Genomic DNA, 22645 nt, shown 5'->3' with positions numbered 1-22645 from the left:
AGCCCTTGGCCGGTGAGGACAGGGGGAAGAAGCCATGGCGCGGATTCTACCGACCCTTGCCCTCACAAAGGCAGCCTTGACAATAATTGACGAGGCAACTAATATTCAGGGCATGAGCGATACAGACACCCCGCAAGTCCCGCCGGCTTCTGGCGGCGCCGAGCGCCGGCCGGCCGACTTCTATCGCGCCGAGACCTACCAGGCCGAAGAGAGCATCGGCTACCTCATGCGCCGCATCCTGAGTGCGGTGGCGCAGGCGGTCGAAACCCGCATGTGCGAGCCCGGCAGCCCGACCTTTCCGCAATGGCTGCCGCTGTACAAGCTGCACATCGGTGCCGCGACCACGGTGGCCGAACTTGCCCGCGCCTGCGAGCTCGACACCGGTGCGATGACGCGCCTGCTCGACCGGCTCGAGGCCAAGGGCCTGTGCCGCCGTGTGCGATCGCTCGAAGACCGTCGCGTGGTCAACATCGAACTCACCGAAGAGGGCCGTGCCGCCGCCAAGGAAGTGCCGTACGTGCTCAGCCGCGTGCAGAACGAACACCTGGCGGGTTTCACCAAAGAGGAATGGGAGCAGCTCAAGGGCTATCTGCGCCGCATCCTCGACAACGCGCAGGCCCTTGCAGCCCGTGGAGAAAAAAATGACTGATTCTTTTGCTGCCCGCACCGTGCGGCGCACCCCCGTCATGGCCGCCGCACTGCTGGTGATCGCACTGGCCGGCTGTGCCGACATGGCCGGCATCGGTTCGCATGCCAAGCTGCGCGACACGTCGTCGCTCGGCATTGCCCCGGACACCAGCGCCGCGGTTGTGCCCAGTGTCGACAGCCAATGGTGGCGGGCATTCGGCGACGCGCAACTCAACACGCTGGTCGACCAGGCGGTGGCCGGCAATCCCAACCTCCAGGTGGCACGTGCACGCCTTGCGCGCGCGCAGGCCTCCGCGGACATCGCCGAGTCGGCCCTGAAGCCCAAGGTGAACGGTGAGCTCGACCTGAACCGCCAGAAGTTCAACAGCAACTACATCTATCCCGCACCGCTCGGCGGCTCGACCCAGAACATCGGTCTGCTGCAGCTCGGCGCGAGCTGGGAGCTCGACTTCTTCGGCAAGAACCGCACTGCGCTCGATGCCGCCATCGGCGCCGCCAATGCAGCCGCGGCCGATGCCGACGCAGCCCGCGTGCTGCTGGCCAGCAACGTGGCGCGCAGCTACTTTCAATGGGCCCGGTTGAACGAGCAGCTCGGCGTGGCCCAGCGCACGCTGGCCCAGCGCGATGAAACGCTCAAGCTCGTGCGCGACCGCGTGTCCGCCGGCCTCGACACCCGGCTCGAACTGCGCCAGAGCGAAGGCGGCCTGCCCGAGGCACGCCAGCAGATCGAAGCGCTCAAGGAGCAGATTGCGCTGCAGCAGCACGCGCTCGACGCACTCGTGGGCCAGCCCAACGTGTCCGCGTCGCTCAAGCCGCCGATGCTCGAAGCCGTCAAGCCCATTGCGCTGCAAGCCAATATTCCGGCCGACCTGCTCGGCCGCCGCGCCGACATTGCGGCCGCGCGCTGGCGCGTCGAGGCTGCCACGAGCGACGTGGCCAATGCAAAGACGCAGTTCTATCCCAACGTGAACCTCACGGCCTTCGTGGGCTTCCAGAGCCTGGGTTTCGGCAAGCTGCTCAAGTCGGGCAGCGAGCAGTGGGGCGTGGGCCCCGCCATCCACTTGCCGATCTTCGAAGGCGGCCAATTGCGTGCCAACCTGCGCGGCAAGGCGGCCGATCTCGACGCGGCCATCGAGAGCTACAACGCCGCCGTGATCGATGCGGTGCGCGACGCGGCCGACCAGGTATCGAGCGCACAGTCGATCGCGCGCCAGCAGGCCGAACAACGCGATGCGCAGACCGCGGCCGAAGGTGCCTACGACATTGCCGTGCAGCGCTATCGCGCGGGCCTTGGCAACTACCTCAACGTGCTGACCGCGGAAACCGCCGTGCTCGCACAACGCCGCCTGGCCGTCGACCTCGCCGCCCGCGCCCTCGACACGCAGGTGGGCCTGGCGCGCGCCCTCGGCGGCGGCTGGCAAGCACCAGCCACGACCACGGCCAATGCGCCGGCTTCATCCGCCGCGCTGAACTGAACCGACTTTTCTCGTCTTCGGAAAGAACTTCATCATGAGCGATAACAACACTCCGACGCCCGCTGCCACTGCAGCATCCGCAACGCCTGAAGCCCCCGCCGGCAACGGCAAGCGCCGCCGCGCACTCACCGCGCTTGCCGCGGTGGTCATCGTCGCCGGCGGCGGCTGGGGCCTCTACGAATGGCTGGTTGCCAGCCACTACGAGAACACCGACAACGCCTACGTGCAGGGCAACGTGATCCAGATCACGCCGCAGATCGGCGGCACCGTCATGGCCATCAACGCCGACGACACCGACTTCGTGAAGGCCGGCCAGCCGCTGGTGCAGCTGGACCCCGCCGATGCGAAGGTGGCGCTCGAACAGGCCGAGGCCGCGCTCGCGCAAGCGGTGCGCCAGGTGCGCACGCTGTACGCCAACAACGGCTCGCTCGCGGCGCAGGTCAGCTTGCGCCAGGCCGACATCGTCAAGGCGCAGAGCGACGTCGCCAAGGCGCAGGACGACCTGCAGCGCCGCCGCGCGCTGTCCGGCAACGGCGCGGTCTCGAAGGAAGAACTCAACCACGCCGAAACTGCGCTCGACAACGCCAAGAGCCAACTCGCGGCGGCGCAGGCCGGCGTGGTGGCCGCGCGCGAGCAGCTTGCAAGCAACCAGTCGCTGACCGAAGGCACCAGCGTGGCCCAGCACCCGAGCGTGCTGGCCGCCGCCGCCAAGGTGCGCGAGGCCTACCTCGCCACGCAGCGCGTGGCCATGCCCGCGCCGGTGGACGGCTACGTCGCCAAGCGCACGGTTCAGCTCGGCCAGCGCGTGGCGGCCGGCACGCCGATGATGTCGATCGTGCCGCTGAACCAGCTGTGGGTCGATGCCAACTTCAAGGAAGTGCAGCTGCGCAACATCCGCATCGACCAGCCCGTGAAGCTCACCGCCGACGTGTACGGCAAGAAGGTCGAGTACACCGGCAAGGTCGCGGGCCTGGGCGTGGGCACTGGCAGTGCGTTCGCGCTGCTGCCGGCGCAAAACGCCACCGGCAACTGGATCAAGGTGGTTCAGCGCGTGCCCGTGCGCATTGCGCTCGACCCCGAGCAGCTCAAGGCCAACCCGCTGCGCATCGGCCTTTCGATGGACGCGGAGATCGACATCACGCAAAAGGGCGGCAAGATGCTGGCCGACGCACCGCGCGCCACGGCCATTTCGCAGACCCAGGTCTACAGCAAGCTCGACGACGGTGCCAATGCAGAGGTCGATCGCATCGTGGCCGCCAACCTCGGCCGCAGCGCTCCCGCCGCGGCCGCGCAGCCCGCGGGCCGTTCCGCAGCAACGTCCGCAACCGCAGGCAACGCGGGTCACACGGCATCGCAGTCGCACCCCGGCTGATCGGCGCCGGTCTTCAAGGCAAAGCCAATGGCCACTGCTGCCGCTCCCGCTTACGTAGCGCCGCCGCCGCTCGAGGGCTCCGCCCGCGTGTGGGGCACCATCGCGCTCTCTGCGGCAACGTTCATGAACGTGCTCGATTCGTCGATCGCGAACGTGTCGCTGCCGGCCATCTCGGGCGACCTGGGGGTGAGCACCACCCAGGGCACCTGGGTCATCACAAGCTTCGCTGTGGCCAACGCCATTGCGGTGCCGCTCACGGGTTTCATGACCCAGCGCTTCGGCCAGGTGCGCCTGTTCATGGCGAGCGTGATCCTCTTCATGATCAGCTCGCTGCTCTGCGGGTTGGCGCCCAACATGACCATGCTGATCGCGTTCCGCGCGCTGCAGGGTTTCGTCGCGGGCCCGATGATCCCGCTGTCGCAGACGCTGCTGCTGTCGAGCTATCCGCGCGCCAAGGCCGGCCTGGCCATGGCCATGTGGTCGATGACCACGCTGGTGGCGCCTGTGATGGGGCCGCTCCTTGGCGGCTGGATCACCGACAACATCTCGTGGCCGTGGATCTTCTACATCAACATTCCCGTTGGCATTGTTGCGGCGGCCATCACCTGGGCGCTTTACCGCGACCGTGAAAGCACCACGCGCAAGGTGCCCATCGACGCCATCGGCCTCGCGCTGCTGGTGCTGTGGGTCGGCGCGATGCAGCTCATGCTCGACAAGGGCAAGGAGCTCGACTGGTTCCATTCGCCCGAGATCATCACGATGGCGGTCGTGGCCGTGGTCGGCTTCGCGTTCTTCCTGATCTGGGAGCTCACCGACAAGCACCCGGTGGTCGACCTGTCGCTGTTCAAGCGGCGCAACTTCTGGTCGGGCGCGGTGGCAACCGCCGTGGCCTACGGCTTGTTCTTCGGCAACGTGGTGCTGCTGCCGTTGTGGCTGCAGCAGTGGATGGGCTACACCGCCACGCAGGCCGGCATGATCATGGCGCCCGTGGGGCTATTGGCCATCTTCTTCTCGCCGGTGGTGGGGCTCACGGTGTCCAAGATCGATCCGCGCCGCTACGCGACCTTCTCGTTCCTGGTGTTTGCGCTGGTGTTGTGGATGCGGTCGAACTTCAACACGCAGGCCGACTTCGTGACGATCATCATCCCGACGATCATCCAGGGCATTGCGATGGCGTTCTTCTTCATTCCGCTGGTGACCATTACGCTCTCGGGCCTCACGCCCGACCGCATTCCGGCGGCATCGGGGTTGTCGAACTTCCTGCGCATTACCGCGGGCGCCATGGGCACTTCGATCACCACCACGCTGTGGGAGAACCGCGCGGCACTGCATCACTCGCAACTGGCCGAATCGGTGAACCTGGGCAACGGCGCGGCGACGAGCGCGATGAACGGCCTGGCAAGCAGCGGCTTGAGCGGCGAGCAGGTGCTGGGCCAGATCAACCGGCTGGTCGACCAGCAGTCGTTCATGCTGGCTGCGAACGACATCTTCTATGCGTCGGCCATTTTGTTCCTGCTGCTGATCCCGCTGGTGTGGCTGGCACGGCCACAAAAGGGCGGTGCGGGCGGCGATGCCGCGGCAGGCGCGCACTAGGCCTTCAGGCAAAGTCGCGAAGGGGCGCGCTGGTCACGCACCCAGCGCGCGCAGCACGTCGTAGCACGCACCCATGGTGTGATAGTCGGTCTTGCCGGCGGGGCTCTTCTCGTCGCTGATCTTGCGGTTGTCCGGCGTGAGAATGCGGTACCACGCCCCGTACCGGTGGTCGACAAAGTGCTCCCAGCTGTAGGCCCAGATGCGGTCGTACCAGCTCCAGTAGCCCTCGTCGCCGGTGCGCACGGCCAGCAGCGCCGCGGCGGCGAAGCTTTCGGCCTGCACCCAGAAGTACTTGTCGCCGTCGCACACCTCGCCGTCGGGGCCGAACCCGTAGACGAGGCCGCCATGCTCCGCGTCCCACCCCCGTTGCATGGCGGTGTCGAAGAAATGCCTGGCACGTGGCACGATCCAGTCCGCTTCACGGCCCGCCGCAACAAGCGCGCGCTCGAGCTGCAGCAGCAGCTTGGTCCACTCGGTGAGATGGCCCGTCTGAAAACCCCAGGGCCGGAAGATGTTGGTCTTGTCGCCGCGGTTGTAGTCCCAGTCGATCGACCAGTCTTCGCGGTAGTGCTCCCACACGAGCCCGCCGGCCAGCGCGGCAAGCTTGCCCGTTACCGATTCCGCAAGCGCCAGCGCGCGATCGAGATAGCGCGCCTCCTGCGTGGCGTCGTATGCGGCAAGCATCGCCTCGCAGGCGTGCATGTTGGCGTTCTGGCCCCGATAGGGCCCCACCTGCCAATCAGGAGTGGCCTCGTCGGCATACAGCGCATGGTGCGGCTCCCAGAAACGCTGTTCCATCAGCTGCCAGGTTTGCTCGAGCCCCGCGCGTGCTTCGCCGATGCCCGCCATCAGCGCGTGCGCATGTGCAAGCAGCACAAAGGCCAGGCCGTAGCAGTGGTGCGTGCTGTCTTGCACGGTTGCGCGCGTATCGTGCCAGTCGATCTGCCATGCATAGCCGCCTCCCGGCTGTGCATGCGCATGCTGCACGAACGCAAGGCCGTGGCGTGCGGCCTCCAGATCCTGCGCCTTGCCGAAGCGCCGGTACGCCATGGCGTGGTTGAAGACGAAGCGTGTGCTGCTTACCAGGTGCCGCGTGCGCCGGTCGTATACCGCGCCGTCGTCCTTGAAGAAATGAAAGAAGCCGCCTGACGGGTCGCGGCTGACCGGCGCATAGAACGCCAGCGTGTTCAGGATGTGGTCAGCAAGAAAGTCGGGTGAGCGGAAGTTCTGCATGGGAGGAACGGGAGGTACACGAGTAAGGGTTCGAACCGATAGGTCATTGTCATTGTGACGACAGTCGCCCGATGCCGGAACCGCCGGCGCGGGCAGGTTGCACTGCAGCATAGGCATTTGCCCCAGTATGCAAGTGCGAGGCGCCCACCAACAATCAGGCCGCGCTCGGTAGTGGCGCATGAGATGGACCGCATGACCGACATATCTTTCCTGAACCCGGGCGACTTCGCGAGATGAGCGACGTCATTCTGGAAACACGCCAGCTCACCAAGGAATTCAAAGGGTTCACCGCGGTCAGCAAGGTCAACCTGTCGGTGGTGCGCGGCTCCATTCATGCGCTCATCGGTCCCAATGGGGCCGGCAAGACCACCTGCTTCAACCTGCTCACCAAGTTTCTCGAGCCGACCAGCGGCACGATTCTTTTCAACGGGCAAGACATCACGGGCGAGCAGCCCGCGCAAATTGCCCGGCGCGGCATCATCCGCTCGTTCCAGATCTCGGCGGTGTTTCCGCACCTCACGCTGCTGGAGAACGTGCGCCTCGGCCTGCAGCGCGCGCTCGGCACTTCGTACCATTTCTGGAAGAGCGAAAAGACGCTCACGCCGCTCGACGCGCGCGCCCGCGAACTGCTGGCCGAAGTCGGCCTCGCGGACCAGGCGGACGAGCTGACCGTGAACCTGCCTTACGGCCACAAGCGCGCGCTCGAAATTGCCACCACGCTGGCCATGGACCCTGAGCTGATGCTGCTCGACGAACCCACGCAGGGCATGGGCCATGAAGACGTGCACCGCGTGGCCGAACTCATCAAGCGCGTGTCGGCCGGCCGCACCATCCTCATGGTCGAGCACAACATGAGCGTGGTCTCCACCATTGCAGACACCATCACCGTGCTTCAGCGCGGCGCGGTTCTGGCCGAAGGCCCGTACGCGGAAGTCTCGAAGAATCCGCAGGTGATGGAGGCCTACATGGGCACCACCGAAGGACAGCTGCAAGGGGCTCATTGACATGACCGCCGCGCTTGAAATCAAGGACCTCCACGCCTGGTACGGCGAATCGCACGTGCTGCACGGCGTCAACATGGTGGTGCAGCCCGGCGAGGTGGTCACGCTGCTGGGGCGCAACGGTGCAGGGCGCACCAGCACGCTGCGCGCCATCATGGGCCTGACCGGCTCCCGCAAGGGCAGCATCGAGGTGAACGGCGTGCAGACCATCGGCATGGCCACGCACCGCATCGCGCACCTGGGCATCGGCTATTGCCCCGAAGAGCGCGGCATCTTCGCGAGTCTTTCGGCCGAAGAAAACCTGCTGTTGCCGCCGGCGCTCAAGGGTGCCGGGCAGGGCATGTCTGTGGCCGAGATCTACGAGATGTTTCCCAACCTGGCCGAGCGCCGCAACAGCCCGGGCACGCGGCTTTCGGGCGGCGAGCAGCAGATGCTCGCTGTGGCGCGCATCCTGCGCACCGGCGCCAAGCTGCTGCTGCTCGACGAGATTTCCGAAGGCCTGGCGCCGGTGATCGTGCAGGCCCTTGCGCGAATGATCCACACCCTGCGCGGCAAGGGCTACACCATCGTGATGGTGGAGCAGAACTTCCGTTTTGCCGCGCCGCTGGCCGACCGCTTCTACGTAATGGAGCACGGCCGCATGGTCGAGGCTTTCGGCGCCAAGGAGCTCGACGCCAAGATGCCCGTGCTCAGCGAGCTGCTGGGCGTGTAGCCGAGCACTCGCCAATCGTTTTTTCCGTTGACTCTCTCAAATCATCCAGGAGACACCATGCAAACCAAGCTCAAAATCATTGCTCTCATGCTCGGAGCCGCGGGTCTTGCGAGCCATGCCGTGCAGGCGCAAGAGAAGGTCGTCATCGGCTACATCAGCGACCTCTCGGGCCTGTATGCCGACCTGGAAGGCAAGGGCGGCGCAACCGCCATCCAGATGGCCATCGACGACATGGGTGGCAAGGTGCTCGGCCAGCCGGTGGAAGTGCTGAGCGTCGACCACCAGAACAAGCCCGATATCGCCGCCTCCAAGGCCCGCGAGTGGATCGACACCGCCGGCGCCACGATGATTTTCGCGGGCACCAATTCGGGCGTGGCGCTGGCCACCGCCAAGGTCGCGCAAGAAAAGAAGCGCGTGTTCTTCACCAACGGCGCGGCCACCTCGGCACTCACCAACGCGCAGTGCAGCCCCTACACCGTGCACTACGCCTACGACACCGTCGCGCTGGCCAAGAGCACCGGCGGCGCCGTGGTCGACACGGGCGGCAAGAGCTGGTTCTTCCTGACGGCCGACTACGCCTTCGGCCACGCGCTCGAGGCCGACACCGCCAAGGTCGTCAAGGCCAAGGGCGGCTCGGTGGTGGGCACGGTGCGTGCGCCGCTCAACGCGTCCGACTTCTCGTCGTTCCTGCTGCAGGCCCAGAACTCCAAGGCCCAGGTGCTCGGCCTGGCCAACGCCGGCGGCGACTTCATCAACTCGATGAAGGCCTCGAAGGAATTCGGCATCGACAAGTCGATGAAGGTCGCGGGCCTGCTGGTGTTCCTTACCGACGTGAAGAGCCTGGGCCTGCCGGCCACGCAGGGCCTGCTGCACACCACCAGCTGGTACTGGGACGCCGACGACGAGTCGCGCAAGTGGGCCGCCCGCTACGAAGCCAAGACCAAGAACAAGCCGACCGACATCCAGGCCGCCGACTACTCGGCCACCATGGCCTACCTCAAGGCCGTGGAAGCCGTGAAGAGCACCGATGCCGACAAGGTGATGGCGCACCTCAAGAAGACGCCGATCAACGACTTCTACGCGAAGGGCGTGATTCGCCCCGACGGCCGCATGGTGCACGACATGCTGCTGGCCGAGGTCAAGAAGCCTTCGGAATCCAAGGGCCCCTGGGACCTGCTGAAGATCGTCAAGAAGGTGCCGGGCGACCAGGTCTACACGACCAAGGAAGAAAGCACCTGCGCGCTCTGGAAGTAAATGTTGCTCGCCCCCCAGTCTTCGCGCACTGCGTGTCGCTGCGCCAACCCCCCTGACCGGGGGGCGGTCCGGCCGCTTCGGGCGGCCGTGCGCGGCGGCCCCCACGTGAAGTCATTGCTATTTTTCTGAACCTCGTCGAAACGATGAACATCTCTATGCCTGCCCTGTTGAGCCAGCTCCTTCTGGGGCTGGTCAACGGGTCGTTCTACGCGATCCTGAGCCTGGGGCTGGCGGTGATCTTCGGGCTGCTCAACGTCATCAACTTCGCGCATGGCGCGCTGTTCATGATGGGGGCGGTGCTGTCGTGGATGGCGATGAACTACTTCAACGTCAACTACTGGATCATGCTGGCGGTGGCGCCGCTCATCGTCGGCCTGTTCGGCGTGCTGATCGAGCGGCTGCTGCTGCGCTGGATCTACAAGCTCGATCACCTGTACGGCCTGTTGCTCACGCTGGGCCTCACGCTGCTGATCGAAGGCGGCTTCCGTTCGGTGTACGGCGTCTCGGGCCTGGCCTACAACACGCCGGAGGCACTGAGCGGCGGCACCAACCTGGGCTTCATGTTCCTGCCCAACTATCGCGCCTGGGTGGTGGTGGCGTCTCTGGTGGTGTGCTTTGCCACCTGGTATGCCATCGAGAAGACGCGGCTCGGCGCCTACCTTCGCGCGGGCACCGAGAACCCGCGGCTGGTCGAGGCCTTCGGCGTCAACGTGCCGCTGATGGTCACGCTGACCTACGGCTTCGGCGTGGCGCTGGCCGCATTCGCGGGCGTGCTTGCCGCGCCGGTGATCCAGATCTCGCCGCTGATGGGGCAGAACCTCATCATCATCGTGTTCGCGGTGGTCGTCATCGGCGGCATGGGCTCGATCATGGGGGCCATCCTCACGGGCCTGGGGCTCGGCGTCATAGAGGGGCTGACCAAGGTGTTCTATCCGGAGGCCTCGGCCACCGTGGTGTTCGTGATCATGGTCGTGGTGCTGCTGATCCGTCCGGCCGGCCTCTTCGGCAGCGAGAAGTAAAGTCCATGAAGAAAATATCGCTCGTCGTCTACGGGGTGCTGCTGCTGGCGCTCATTGCCGCACCTTTCATCGGCTTCTACCCCGTGTTCGTGATGAAGGTGCTGTGCTTCGCACTGTTCGCCTGCGCCTTCAACCTGCTGCTGGGCTACACCGGCATGCTGTCTTTCGGCCATGCCGCATTTCTGGGCGGCTCGGCTTACCTTACGGGCCAGGCGCTCAAGGTCTGGCATCTCACGCCCGAGCTGGGCTTGATCCTGGGGACGCTCGCCGGTGCGCTGCTGGGCCTGGTGTTCGGCTGGCTGGCCATTCGCCGCCAGGGCATCTACTTCTCGATGATCACGCTGGCGCTGGCGCAGATGATGTATTTCGTCGCGCTGCAGGCCAAGTTCACCGGCGGCGAAGACGGCCTGCAGAGCGTGCCGCGCGGCAAGCTCTTCGGCCTTGTCGATCTGCGCGACGACCTGACGATGTACTACGTCGCGCTGGTCATCGTGGTCGCGGCCTTCCTGCTCATTGCGCGCACCGTGCACTCGCCTTTCGGGCAGGTGCTCAAGGGCATCAAGGAAAACGAGCCGCGCGCCATTTCGCTCGGCTACGACGTCAACCGCTTCAAGCTGCTGGCCTTCGTGATCTCGGCCGCGCTGTCGGGCCTGGCCGGCTCGCTGAAAACGCTGGTGCTCGGCTTCGCTTCGCTCAGCGACGTGCACTGGACCGCCTCGGGCCACGTGATCCTGATGACGCTGGTAGGCGGCCTCGGCACCCTCTCGGGCCCGCTGGTGGGTTCGGCCGTGGTGGTGCTGTTGGAGAACAAGGTCGGCGACTTCGGCACCTTCATGGCGCGCCTCACGGGCGTCGACTGGTTCAACACGCTAGGCGAATCGGTGACCATGGTCACCGGACTGATCTTCGTGATCTGCGTGCTGGCGTTCCGCAAGGGCATCATGGGCGAAGTCATCGCCTTCATCGACCGCCGAAAAGGCAAGGCGCGATGAAACGAAAAAGGCGGACCCTGTCCGCCTTTCTTGCTTCTGGGACAGGAAGCCCGCTCAGGGCAGCACGGTAATGCGGTTGGTCGCTGGCGGCGACAACGGGCTGTTCGCCTTGATGTAGGCCTCCAGCGCATCCACGTCCTGGTCGCCGCCCAGCGTGTCCGTGCCCTGGTTGAAGACCGTGAAGTTGTCCCCGCCGGTCGCCAGAAAGCTGTTCATCGTCACGCGGTAGCTCGCGCCGTCCGTCATTGCGGTGCCGTTGAGTGCCATGTTGCTGATGCGCGAGCCCGCGGGTGCCGAGAGGCTGTAGCTGTAGCTCAGGCTGCGCGAAGGCAGCAGCACCCTTGGCGATGCGACCGTGTTGGTGCCGCTGTTGAACTGCTGCTCGAGCAGTGCCTTGATCTGCGCGCCCGTCATCGTCTTCACCACCAAGCTGTTGCCGAAGGGCTGCACGCTGAAGAGCTGGCCATAGGTCACGCTGCCGTCGTTGGCCGGCACGAGGTCCGCCCGCACGCCGCCCGGGTTCATGAAGGCGATTTGCGCGCCGCCCTTGTTGCTGGGGCTGGTGGCATCGAGCTGCGCATCCGCAATCAGGTTGCCGAGAACGCTTTCGCGCGACGTCGACTGCGTGCGCGTGGCCGGGCCCGAGAGGGTGCCCACCACACGCTGCACCAGCGGGGCCGCAACGGAAAGATACTGGCTGATGAGCGCGGCCACTTCCTGGTTCTTGCCGAACACGGGGTACTGGTCGGTCACCGCCACCGTGTTGGCTCCGCTGGTGTAGGCCTCGCCCTGGACGATCACGTTGTCGGCCGACTTGGCCGTGACCTTGCGCGTGCGCGTGTCGATCGTCAGGTTGATGTCGGTCAGCAAGGTGCCGTACTGGCCGGCGCTCGTCAGCAGGAAGGGCTTGGCCGGGTTGGTCTTGCTGTAGTCGCAGATGTACGAGCGGTGCGTGTGGCCCGAGATCACCACGTCGACGGCCGCATCGAGCTTGTTGAGAATTGGCAGGATGTCGCCGCTCAGCCCCGCGCAGCTCTTGTCGTTGTAGCCGACGGTGGTCGTGGCCCCTTCGTGCACCACGACGACGATGGCGTCGGCGCCCTCGGCTTTCAGCTGCGGAATCAGCGCGTTGGCGGTGTCCGCCTCGTCCTTGAAGCTCAGGCCCGCAACGCCGGCCGGCGTCACGATGCTCGGCGTGCCCTTGAGCGTCATGCCGATGAACGCCACCTTTACCGTGGCACCGTCCTTGGTGAAGGTCTTCATGCCCGTGGCGGGGAAGAGCGTGTTGCCGTCGTTCTTCACGGTGTTGGCGGCCAGGAACCCGAAGTTGGCGCCCGGAAAGGCCTTGTTGACCCGGCACGGCTCCAGCGGCGTGTTCTTGGCGCAGCCGCCGTTCTTCATGCGCAGGAGCTCGGTCTGGCCCTTGTCGAACTCATGGTTGCCGACCGCGTTGAAGTCGATCTTCATCGCGTTCACGGCTTCGATGGTCGGCTCGTCGAGGAACAGCGCCGACACCAGCGGCGAGGCGCCGATCATGTCGCCGGCAGAAACCACGGCGTTGTTCTCGTTCTTGGCCTTGAGCGACGCAATGGCCGAAGCCATGTACGCGGCGCCGCCCGCCGGCACCGGCACCGTGCCGCCGCCGTTGGCCGGGGCGGTGATGGAAAGCCGGGGTGGCTCGAGGTTGCCGTGCAGGTCGTTGAAGGCGATGAGCTTCACCTCCACGCTGCCGGGCGTCGCCGGAGCAGGCGGCGGTGCCGGAGGAGCGGGCGCCGGTGCCGGCGGCGGGAGAAACGGAATGAAGCCGTTCGAGTCGTTGCTTCCGCCGCAGGCGGACAACGTGGCCAGGACAACCCCCGCCATGGCGAGATGTTTCAGCGATGCAGGCATGAGCCTCTCCTCTTTTTGATGGAATGCAGCGCATGCTGGACAAGGCAGATGACGTCACCATGACCGCTGTCGCAACGCACCGCACATCGCATGCTCAAGAGAGCGGAATGAGGCGGATGGTTACCTCAGGGCCGAAGGCGCGTTGCAGCAGTTGCTTTGCTTGCGCGCTGCGACCGTCATTCGGCGACTGCACGGCCAGCCATGCATCGGTGGCGTGCCGCTGCAGGTGCCAGCCCTCTTGCCCAAGGCGGATGAGGCTGGCGAGCGACGCGGCATCGGCCACGGGCAGCGCCGCGGGCGCGATGTCGAGCCAGTCCACCACCTGGTTGGCTTCTCCGCCGAGCCGTGCGGTCGCGCCTTCCACCAGCACGTGCTGCGTGGCCGCGTCCCTCACCGCGCCCTGGAGGACGATGCCGTTGCCGTGCCAGCGAATTTCAAGCAGTGCGTTCGTTGCCGGCGATACGGGCCGCATGGCCGCGAACACCCACGCGGCGCCCGCAGCAGCCGCTACAACCATCAGCAGCGCGATGAGCCGGAGTCTTCTGTTCATTCAAGCCTTGGTGCACGTTCAATCGTGCAATGTCGGAGGCCGAGTTCAGGGCCGCGGCATGACGGCTTGATGACAGACGCGCGCTGCGCGGCCTCAGAGCCGCAGCGGTGCGGCGTAGCCGGTCATCTCCAGGTAGCCCCGGCCGACCCGGCGGCCTTGCGCATCGAGCAGGTCGCTCACGCCTTCCCAGTACACCCCGCCGGTGGAGCCGCGGCTGTCGAGCTCCTGGTCGTCGAGCAGCGCGCGCACTCCGAAGATTCCCGATGGTGTCTGCACGCGCCAGCGGGTCGGGTACTTTGCCTGCGTGCGCGGGCTGATCCACGCGTTCGCGCCGTCGAAGCGCACTTCGTCGTTGCTGAAAACGCGCAGCGCGCCGTCGCGTGCGCGAAACGAACCGCCGGCCCACAGCGCGCTGCCGTCGCTGCGCCGCAGGCGAAAGGCGGTGAGGGCGCTGCCGTCGTCCAGGTTCATGCCGATCCAGTCCCAGCCTACGGCCTCGGGATGCATCAGCGCCTCACTCCATTCATGGTCGAGCCAGGCCGTTCCGTCGACATCGAAGGCTTGGCCCTTGAGCGTGAGCCGGCCCTGCGCCTTGAGCTGCGGTTCGCTGTAGTAGTAGCTTGCCTGCGCGTCTTCGGGGCCTTTGCGCGAGAGTCCGGCCTTGCCTTGCAGAAGCACTGGCTGCGTGGGCGCAAAGCGCAGGTCGAGCGTGAACTCGCCCGCCGGCACGCGGGCCGAATAGCTGCCGTCCTTGCGCACGAGGGACCAATCGCGCAGGCGCACGTCGGTGTCGGCTTCGCTGGCCGACGCAACGCCGAAGCCCGCGCGCGCAATGCGCTGGTCATGCAGCAGCACACGGCCTTCAAGGTCGGTAACCGCGGCATGCGCAAACACGAGGTTCTTGGCCGCGAACGCCGAGCGCATGCCCTGCGCGGCGTCGACGCGCGAACGAAAGAACGTCACCTGAAAACCGAACTCGCGTCCCGCCGAAGTTCTTGCATGGCCCGTGATGTACCACCATTCGGTGCGCAGGTCGGGGTGGCTGCCGAAGTCGCGCGGAAACTGCAGCGTGCGCTCGGGCAGCGCCCAGCTTGCGGGCGCTGCGGCCAGCGCCGCCAGCAGCAGGCTGCGGCGCGAGAGCTTGCAGAAGGCCGGCGCAGGCATCACTGTGCAACCAGCGCGTCGATGCGCTGCTGTGCCGGGCCCACGTCGCCAAAGGCGCTCTGCACCCACGCCGCATCGTGATAGCTCGGCAGGTAGCGCTCGCCCGCATCGCACAGCAGCGAAAGAATGGAGCCTTGCTGGCCGGCCGCGCGCATCTCGCGTGCAATGGCCAGCATGCCGACAAAGTTGGTGCCGGTCGATGGCCCGACCTTGCGCCCCAGCAGTGCCGAAAGCGCATGCATGGCCGCCACCGAGTCGAGGTTGGGCACTTCAATCATGCGGTCGACCAAGGTGCGGACGAAGCTCGGCTCCACCCGTGGCCGGCCGATGCCTTCGATGCGCGATCCCGTCGCAGTCAGCGTTGCATCGCCCGTGCGGTGATAAGCCGAGAACACCGATCCCTCGGGGTCTGGCACGCACACCTGCGTGTCGTGGCAGCGGTAGCGCACATAGCGCCCAATGGTGGCGCTGGTGCCGCCCGTGCCCGCACCCACCACGATCCATGCGGGCACCGGGTGCCGCTCGCGCGCCATCTGCTGGAACATGCTCTCGGCGATGTTGTTGTTGCCGCGCCAGTCGGTCGCGCGCTCGGCGTACGTGAACTGGTCCATGTAGTGGCCGCCGGTCTGCTCGGCGAGCGCGCGCGCCTCTTCATAGACCTGCGCCGCATGATCGACGAAGTGGCAGCGTGCGCCGTAGAAGGCGATTTGCGCCACCTTCTCGGGCGAGGTGCTGCGCGGCATCACTGCAATGAAGGGCAGGCCGAGCAGGCGTGCGAAGTAGGCTTCGCTCACCGCCGTCGAGCCGCTCGAGGCCTCGACGATGGTCGTGCCTTCGCGCACCCATCCGTTGCACAGCGCATAGAGAAAGAGCGAACGTGCGAGCCTGTGCTTGAGGCTGCCCGTGGGGTGGGTCGACTCGTCCTTCAGGTACAGGTCGATGCCGGCCGCGGCAAGCGAAGGCAGCGGCAGCGGGATCAGGTGCGTGTCGGCGCTGCGCTGGTAGTCGGCTTCGATGCGGCGTATGGCAGAGCCGAGCCAGCCGCCGCATGAGATGGAAGAGGGTGTTTGCTGCATGTAGGAGGAAGTCTACAAGTCATCCGTCGCAGTACCCAGCGGATATGCAAATCGGGATACTGTGCGCTGCCAAATTCCACCCGGCAGGAGACAAGACGCATGAGAACAAGACACCTGCGCCCGGCATCGCGGCGCTCGTTAGGTCAAAGGCATTCCATCGGCGCCGCGGCGCTCGCGGCCATCGCAGCCTTCGCGCTTGCGGGCTGTGCATCGAGCCCTCCGGGCGTGCAGACGCCACCGCGCGCGCCGTCGTCCTTCGCCGTACCCGGCCTCGAGAAACCGGCCGAGGTGCTGGTCGATCGATGGGGCGTGCCGCATCTGTATGCCGGCACGCTGTACGACGCCTTCGTTGCGCAGGGTTTCATGGCCGCGCGCGACCGGCTCTGGCAGATGGACCTGTGGCGCAAGCGCGGCCTCGGCGAAATGGCCAAGGACTTCGGCCCCGCATGGGTCGAGAGCGACCGTGCCGCGCGTGCCGTGCTGTATCGCGGCGATATGTACCGCGAGTGGCTGGCCTACGGCTCCGATGCCAAGCGCGTGGCCGAGGCCTTTACCGCCGGCGTCAACGCCTACGTTGCCCAGGTGCGCGCGCAGCCTGCGCTGCTGCCGACCGAATTTGCATTGCTGGGCTACCAGCCGGCGGTGTGGTCGCCTGAAGACGTGGTGCGCATCCGGCACCACGGCCTCACGCTCAACTTCACATCCGAGATCGACCGCGCCCGCGCTTTCTGCGCTGGCAGCGAAGGCATCAAGGCCGATTGGCTGCGCCGCGAACTCGATCCACCGGTCACGCCGCAGGTGCCGCCTAGCTTCGATCCCTGCACCATTCCGGCAGCCGAGTTGCGCGCTGCCTACCTGCGTGCCACCGAGTCGCCGCGCTTCACGAAGGAGAACACTCGGCTGGCCGGTGCGGCCGCAGCTTCGGTGGCCGCAAAGACCGATGAAGAAGATGAGCAGCAGGCCATGCAAGGCGACCCCACGGCCGGCTATGGCAGCAACAACTGGGTCATCGCGCCACAGCTCACATCCACCGGAAGGCCCATCCTCGCCAACGACCCGCACCGTGCCCATGGCGCGCCGAGCCTGCGCTACATGACGCATCTGAGCGCGCCCGGCATGGACGCCATCGGTGCGGGCGAGCCCTTCCTGCCCGGTCTTTCGATCGGCCACAACGGCACCATCGCATTCGGCCTCACGCGCTTCTACATGGACCAGGAAGACCTGTACGTGTACCAGCTGAACCCGCAGAACCCGAACGAGTACCGCTACCAGGGCCGATGGGAGCCGATGACGAGCGTGACCGAGCGCATTGCGGTGCGCGGCGAGAGCGCACCGCGCGAGGTGGTCAACACCTTCACCCGCCACGGGCCGGTGCTGCTTGCCGAGCCCGGCAAGCAGCGCGCCTTCGCGCTGCGGGCCGCGTGGCTCGAGCCCGGCATGGCGCCGTACTTTGGTTCCATGGACTACATGCGCGCGCAAAGCTGGGACCAGTTCCGCGCCGCAATGAACCGCTGGGGCGCCCCGGCGAGAACCAAGTCTATGCCGACCGCAACGGCAACGTCGGCTGGATGCCGGGTGGCCTGACACCCATCCGGCCCAACTGGGACGGCCTGATGCCCGTGCCGGGCGATGGCCGCTACGAGTGGTCGGGCTTTCGCAACGGCGACGAACTGCCTTCGGAATTCAACCCCGCGCGCGGCTACGTGGTGACAGCGAACGAGAACAACATTCCGCCCGATCATCCGGCCGCAAAGAAAGGCATCGGCTACGAGTGGAGCGATGCGGCCCGTGCGCGCCGCCTCAAAGAGCTGTTCGCCGCGAAGGCGGCCGCGGGCTCGCGCTTCACCATCGAGGACTCGGAACGCATGCAGAACGACATCGTTGCGACGCCCGCGCAGCGGCTGCTGAAGCTCCTGGCCGGCTTGCGCAGCGACGATGCGCAGACCGCGGCCGGCCTGCGCCTGCTGCAGGGGTGGGACGGCACCATGCACCGCGACAGCGCAGCCGCTGCGTTGTACGAAGTTTGGAGCAGCAAGACCCTGCGTGCCGCCGTGCTCAAGGCCGGCGCCGGAGATGCCGGTGCATCGCTCGCCGCGCCCGGCGACAACACGCGCATGGTGCTGCTGCTCGAGAACCCGTCAGGCTGGGTCAGCGATGCGCAGCGCAACGCCTTGCTGCTGCAGACCTTGCCGCCGGCGATGCAGGAGCTCACCGCCAAGCTCGGGCCCGACATGGCGGCCTGGAAGTGGGGCGCGCTGCATCGTGCGGAATTCCGGCATCCGCTCGGCGGCGTGGTCGATGCGGCTACGCGCAAGAAGCTGGAGGTCGGCGACTGGCCGATGTCTGGCTCTGCCTTCACGCCGATGGCTGCGAGCTACCGTGCCAGCGACTACAAGCTGACATCGGGCGCTTCGTTCCGGATGGTGCTGGACGTGGGCAACTGGGATGCCTCGCGGGTGATCAATACGCCGGGGCAATCGGGGAATCCGGACAGTCCGAACTATCGGGACCTTGCGCCGCTGTGGCTTGAGGGCAAATACGTGCCGCTGGTCTATAGCCGTGGGGCCGTGGAAAAAGAGACGGTGGAGCGCATTCAACTGACGCCTGCGCGGTAGATAGACGCCTTACCAGTCTTCCTTCACCGCGAGCACCACGTCCTTGCCCGCTGCGGCCCGTCCCGCCAGCCAGGCGGTGACGGTGCCGGCGATCACCACCGCGCCGCACAGCACCACCAGCCTCCCCCAAGGCACCAGCAAATCCATGGTCCAGTGAAAGCTCTGCGGATTCACCACCTTCACCAGCACCACCGACACCGCCAACCCCAGCAAGAGCCCCGCCACAGCACCAATCGCCGTCCAGGCCGCACCTTCACCTGCCACCACCGCCAGCACCTGCCGCCGCGTGAACCCCAGGTGCGCGAGCAGCCCGAACTCCTTGCGCCTTGCCAGCACCTGCGCGCTGAAGCTCGCCGCAATACCGAAGAGCCCGATCGCAATCGCCACGGCCTGAAGCCAGTAGGTCACCGCAAAGCTGCGGTCGAAGATGCGCAGCGAGGTCGCGCGGATCTGCCCGACCGATGAAATCTCGATGCTCGAATCGGAGCCGTCAATTCCGCTCGGCCTGCGCGCCGCCAACTCGCGAACGGCGGCCCCAACCGCACCCTCCGATGCGCCCGGTGCAAGCCACAGCGACACGTCGCTCACCTCGCGCTCGCCCGTCAGCAGTTCGAAATCGCGCGCGTCCATGGTGATGGCGCCGAACTGACGCGCGTAGTCCCGCCACACGCCTGCCACGAAGAACGCATGCGGCGCAGAACCGCTGGTGGTGCCCAGCGCATTCGACAGCGGCGTAAACAGGGCGCCCGGCTTCGCGCCATAGAGCTCCACCATCGGTTCGCTCACGTAGATGCCGATCTGCCCCGCGGGCACCGCCAGCGCGGGTCCCACCAGCGGCAGTGCCTGCGCGGCACCGCCGTCGAGGCTGCGCGCGATCAGCGTGACGGCGGGTTGCGCGGGGTCGAGTTGCAACGATCGGGTGCGCAGCGTGCCGGTGCGTTCGACGCCAGGCAGTTGTGCCAGCGCCTGCACGAAGGCTGGAGAAAACGTCGCGGTGTCGCTGCTGCTCTGGGTGCCCGAATTGGCGGAGCGGCCACTCGACGTGGCGCGAAGATAGAGATCGGCCGGAAGCACCACGTCGAGCCAGCGCGTCACCGAATCGCGAAAGCTCGCGACCATGACTGTGAGCGCGACCGCAAGGCTCAGGCTGGCGACCACACCGCTGACCGCCACGGCTGCGGTGCCGCGCATGCGCCTTGCACGCTCGATGGCCAGCATCGGCAGCACGCGCTGCGCAAACGCGGGTGCAATGCGGTCGTACAGCAGCGCAATCAGCCAGGGCAATGCGGTGATGCCGCCCACCAGGAGGCAACCGACCGAAAGGTATGCCGCCACCGGAATGCCGCCGACCGCGGGCATGTTGGCCAAGGCTGCGCTTGCCGCAATGAGGCCGAGCGCCAGCCAATGGCTCTTGCTTTGCACCGGTGCGGCGCCCAGGCCCTTGAGCGTTTGCGCCTCGGGCAGCGCCTGTGCCGCGCGCGCGGGCCACCAACCGCCCACCAGCGCCGCAAGCACGCCGAGCCCGCCGTACAGCAAGGCCGAGCCGGTGCTCCAGTGCAGCGTGGGTGCCACGCCCTGGAAATAACCGCCGCCCAGGTCACCGCCGAGCACGCGCAGCGCAAAGGCCGCGAGCGCCGTGCCCAATGCCAAGCCGGCAGCGCTTCCTATCAGGCCAAGCACGAACGACTCGGCCAGCACCAGCCGCAGCCGCTCGCGCGGCGTCAGGCCCAGCACGCCGAGCAGGGCGAATTGCTGCGCGCGCTTGGCCACGCTGAGCGCAAGCACCGAGAACACCAGGAACGCACCGGTAAAAAGCGCCACCAGCGCCAGCACCGTCAGATTGACGCGATAGGCACGCGAGAGATTGCTCACGCGTTCGGCCGCATCGCCGGGCTCTGCAAACTGCAAGCCCGCGGGCCAGCCTGGAGCCTGCTTCAGCGATGCGATGAACGCCGCGCGGTCTGTGCCCGGAGCAAGCCTCAGGTCGACGCGGCTGAGCTGGCCCGCTTTGTCGAACAGGTCTTGCGCAGCCCCGATATCCATCACGGCTAGCGCGGTGCCGGTAGCGGCCACATGGCCCGCCACCTCGAGCCGCTGCCAGGCGCCGCCGCTGCGCAGCTGCACCGTCTCGGCACGGTCTTCGGCCTGTGCGGGCAGGCCCAGCACGTTGCGCGCCGCGGCGTTCAGAAACACATGGCCCGGAACCAGCATCGCAAAGCGGTCGGCGCTCTTGCGGGGCTGCGGCATCAGCGCCGGTGCAATGGCCGGCAACGCCAGCGCGTCGACGCCGATCACGCGCATCGGCACCTGCCGCTCACCAGCCAGCGCGAAGCCCTGGAACTCGAGCACCGGGCTTGCCAAGGCCACCTGCGGATGCCGGGCAAGCTGGGCGAACACTGCTTCGTCGAAGCTGCCTTGAACCGCGCGCACCTCGAGGTCTGGCTGGCCGTTGACCGATCTCACGGCGCTGGAGAACTCGTCGAGGGCCGAGGCGTTGATGAGCTGCACCGAGAACGCAAGCGCCACGCCCAGCATCACGGCCAATACCGCTGCGGCATTGCGCCAGGGGTGATGGCGCAGTTCCTGCCAGGAGAAGGTGGTGAGCAAGGCACGCATGCCGCCATTGTGGCCGGCGCGCAGAAAAGTCAGAGCCGCTCGGACATCCCGTTGAGATACGCGCGCACCGCCGCGCTCGCGCTCAGGCCTATCGCGCGATCGAAGGCCTGGCGCGCAGCGGCACGTGCGCCGCCTGCCGCGAGCAGGTGGCCGCGGGCCGCCCAGAAGGGCTGGTAGTTCGCCACCTCATCGGCCGCAATGGCATCGAGCGCCTGCAGGCCGACGTCGTGGCCGCGCGCTTTCGCGAGGGCGCAGGCGCGGCTCACCTGGGCGCCGAGGCTGGGGCGCAGCGCCAGCAGGTTGTCGTACAGCGCAACCATCGCTTCGGGCGCCACCGGTGCGCCGACACGGCGCTCGCAATGGGCCGACTGGATAGCGGCTTCCAATTGGCACGCGCCGGGGCTGTTCATGCTCGATGCTTGCCGCAGATACTGTTCGGCCTGCGCAAGCAGGTCCGGGTCCCACCGTGCCATGTCCTGCTGTTCGAGCGGCACATAGGCTCCGGCGTCATTGAGCCGCGCCCCGGCCCGGCTCTGGCAGAACAGCATCAGCGCGAGCAAGCCCAGCGGCTCGGCTTCGTCCGGCATCAGCGCGCACAGGATGCGGCCGAGCTCGATGGCTTCGGCCGCAAGGCCGCGGGGCAGGGTGTCCGCGCCATCCACGTCGTCCCAGCCGTTGCCGTAAGCGGCATGAATGCCTTGGAGCACGTCCTGCAAGCGATGCGGCAGTTCGCGTGCTTCGGGATACTCGAAAGAAACGCCCGCGCTGCGGATGCGCGCCTTGGCCCGCACCAGCCGCTGGCCGAGCGTGGAAGGCGAGGTGAGAAACGCCCCCGCCATGCGGGCGGCATCGAGCCCGAGCACAACCTGGAGCATGAGCGGCGCGCGGGCGGCGGCGTCGATGTCCGGATGCGCGCAAACGAAGAGCAGCCGCAAGCGCTCGTCCGGCACGGCGGCGCCGTCCACCGTGCCCACATCGACCTCGCCGGCCAGCAGAAGGAGCGCCTGCGTGGCGGCATCCTGGATGCGGCTGTGGCGCCAGGCGTCGAGCTTGCGGTGCCGCGCCACGCTCAGCAGCCATGCGTCGGGCTGGTCGGGAATGCCGTCGGCGGGCCAGCGTTCGAGGGCCCTTGCAAAGGCTTGGGCGAGTGCGTTTTCCGATGCGGCAATGTCGTGCGTGCGCGCTGAAAGAATCGCGAGCAGCCGCCCATACGATTCACGCGCCGCCCGCTCGGCGGCTCGGGGAGCCGCCGGTTCGTTCACGGTGCGCCCGGAGTTCCAGTTGCACAGAAGCTGAATTGCATGGTGTTTCTCCGTCGAGGACAAGCTCGCCGAGCAAGATTGCTCACCACAATGACGGCTCGCAGCCCGCCATTTCGACATGCGTATGGCATGCCGAACAATTAATTCTTTCCCTAAAAATGCGCCGGCGCAAT

The 22645-nt window shown here is 66.7% G+C and carries 16 protein-coding genes and 1 pseudogene; 10 read left to right on the top strand and 7 right to left on the bottom strand.

The window, feature by feature from the left end; genetic code table 11:
* Positions 1 to 112: 112 nt before the first annotated feature.
* From M0765_RS28425 to M0765_RS28410, 4 genes are read left to right on the top strand one after another with little or no spacing between them, the layout of a single operon-like run.
* Entirely contained in the window at positions 113 to 649 is a 537-nt protein-coding gene (locus M0765_RS28425; protein WP_258507912.1) for a MarR family winged helix-turn-helix transcriptional regulator, read from the top strand.
* Complete coding sequence (locus M0765_RS28420) at positions 642 to 2123, top strand: efflux transporter outer membrane subunit (RefSeq protein WP_258507911.1); 1482 nt, start codon at positions 642 to 644, stop codon at positions 2121 to 2123. The genes M0765_RS28425 and M0765_RS28420 overlap by 8 nt, the downstream gene beginning before the upstream one ends.
* A gap of 34 nt (positions 2124 to 2157) precedes the next feature.
* A complete protein-coding gene (locus M0765_RS28415) occupies positions 2158 to 3495 on the top strand; it encodes an efflux RND transporter periplasmic adaptor subunit (protein ID WP_258507910.1) in 1338 nt (445 codons plus the stop codon).
* A 27-nt stretch (positions 3496 to 3522) separates the two neighbouring features.
* Positions 3523 to 5088: a DHA2 family efflux MFS transporter permease subunit gene (locus M0765_RS28410; protein WP_258507908.1), complete on the top strand. Its 1566-nt coding sequence runs from the start codon at positions 3523 to 3525 to the stop codon at positions 5086 to 5088.
* A 33-nt stretch (positions 5089 to 5121) separates the two neighbouring features.
* Here M0765_RS28410 and M0765_RS28405 read toward each other — a convergent pair whose 3' ends face one another.
* On the bottom strand, positions 5122 to 6321 hold the full coding sequence (locus M0765_RS28405; RefSeq protein ID WP_258507906.1) for an AGE family epimerase/isomerase: 1200 nt from the start codon (positions 6319 to 6321) through the stop codon (positions 5122 to 5124).
* A gap of 233 nt (positions 6322 to 6554) precedes the next feature.
* Here M0765_RS28405 and M0765_RS28400 point away from each other — a divergent pair, with 233 nt between their 5' ends.
* The 5 genes from M0765_RS28400 to M0765_RS28380 all read left to right on the top strand — a co-directional run bounded on the left by M0765_RS28400 (position 6555) and on the right by M0765_RS28380 (position 11299).
* Complete coding sequence (locus tag M0765_RS28400) at positions 6555 to 7325, top strand: ABC transporter ATP-binding protein (protein WP_157614729.1); 771 nt, start codon at positions 6555 to 6557, stop codon at positions 7323 to 7325.
* Position 7326: 1 nt separating this feature from the next.
* Positions 7327 to 8034: an ABC transporter ATP-binding protein gene (locus tag M0765_RS28395; RefSeq protein ID WP_126749713.1), complete on the top strand. Its 708-nt coding sequence runs from the start codon at positions 7327 to 7329 to the stop codon at positions 8032 to 8034.
* Positions 8035 to 8091: 57 nt separating this feature from the next.
* A complete protein-coding gene (locus M0765_RS28390; RefSeq protein ID WP_157614728.1) occupies positions 8092 to 9288 on the top strand; it encodes an ABC transporter substrate-binding protein in 1197 nt (398 codons plus the stop codon).
* A gap of 143 nt (positions 9289 to 9431) precedes the next feature.
* Complete coding sequence (locus M0765_RS28385) at positions 9432 to 10307, top strand: branched-chain amino acid ABC transporter permease (RefSeq protein ID WP_258507902.1); 876 nt, start codon at positions 9432 to 9434, stop codon at positions 10305 to 10307.
* Between the two features lie 5 nt (positions 10308 to 10312).
* Positions 10313 to 11299 (top strand): branched-chain amino acid ABC transporter permease, encoded by a 987-nt coding sequence (locus M0765_RS28380; protein ID WP_258507900.1) that lies wholly within the window; start codon positions 10313 to 10315, stop codon positions 11297 to 11299.
* Between the two features lie 54 nt (positions 11300 to 11353).
* On the opposite strand, the gene M0765_RS28375 is transcribed toward M0765_RS28380, so the two are convergent.
* The 4 genes from M0765_RS28375 to M0765_RS28360 form a co-directional block, all read right to left on the bottom strand.
* A complete protein-coding gene (locus M0765_RS28375; RefSeq protein ID WP_258507899.1) occupies positions 11354 to 13189 on the bottom strand; it encodes a bifunctional metallophosphatase/5'-nucleotidase in 1836 nt (611 codons plus the stop codon).
* A gap of 94 nt (positions 13190 to 13283) precedes the next feature.
* Positions 13284 to 13739, bottom strand: coding sequence for a hypothetical protein (locus M0765_RS28370; RefSeq protein ID WP_258507898.1), 456 nt, complete (start codon positions 13737 to 13739; stop codon positions 13284 to 13286).
* A 93-nt stretch (positions 13740 to 13832) separates the two neighbouring features.
* Positions 13833 to 14903, bottom strand: a complete 1071-nt coding sequence (locus tag M0765_RS28365; RefSeq protein ID WP_258507896.1) for a lipocalin-like domain-containing protein — start codon at positions 14901 to 14903, stop codon at positions 13833 to 13835.
* The gene (locus M0765_RS28360; protein ID WP_258507894.1) at positions 14903 to 15979 is read right to left on the bottom strand and encodes a PLP-dependent cysteine synthase family protein; all 1077 of its coding nucleotides are present in this window, start codon (positions 15977 to 15979) and stop codon (positions 14903 to 14905) included. Before M0765_RS28360 ends, M0765_RS28365 begins: the two co-directional genes overlap by 1 nt.
* 99 nt (positions 15980 to 16078) lie before the next feature.
* On the opposite strand from M0765_RS28360, the pseudogene M0765_RS28355 reads away from it, so the two are divergent.
* Positions 16079 to 18594 (top strand): annotated as a pseudogene (locus tag M0765_RS28355) (penicillin acylase family protein).
* 9 nt (positions 18595 to 18603) lie between these two features.
* Here M0765_RS28355 and M0765_RS28350 read toward each other — a convergent pair.
* Entirely contained in the window at positions 18604 to 21210 is a 2607-nt protein-coding gene (locus M0765_RS28350) for an FtsX-like permease family protein (RefSeq protein WP_258507892.1), read from the bottom strand.
* Positions 21211 to 21239: 29 nt separating this feature from the next.
* Positions 21240 to 22472, bottom strand: a complete 1233-nt coding sequence (locus tag M0765_RS28345; protein ID WP_258507890.1) for an RNA polymerase sigma factor — start codon at positions 22470 to 22472, stop codon at positions 21240 to 21242.
* Positions 22473 to 22645 lie beyond the last annotated feature (173 nt).

The organism is Variovorax sp. S12S4 (assembly GCF_023195515.1).
GTDB lineage: Bacteria > Pseudomonadota > Gammaproteobacteria > Burkholderiales > Burkholderiaceae_C > Variovorax.
The sequence above is the reverse complement of the archived record's forward strand: the minus strand, read 5'-3'. Positions and strand labels throughout refer to the sequence as shown.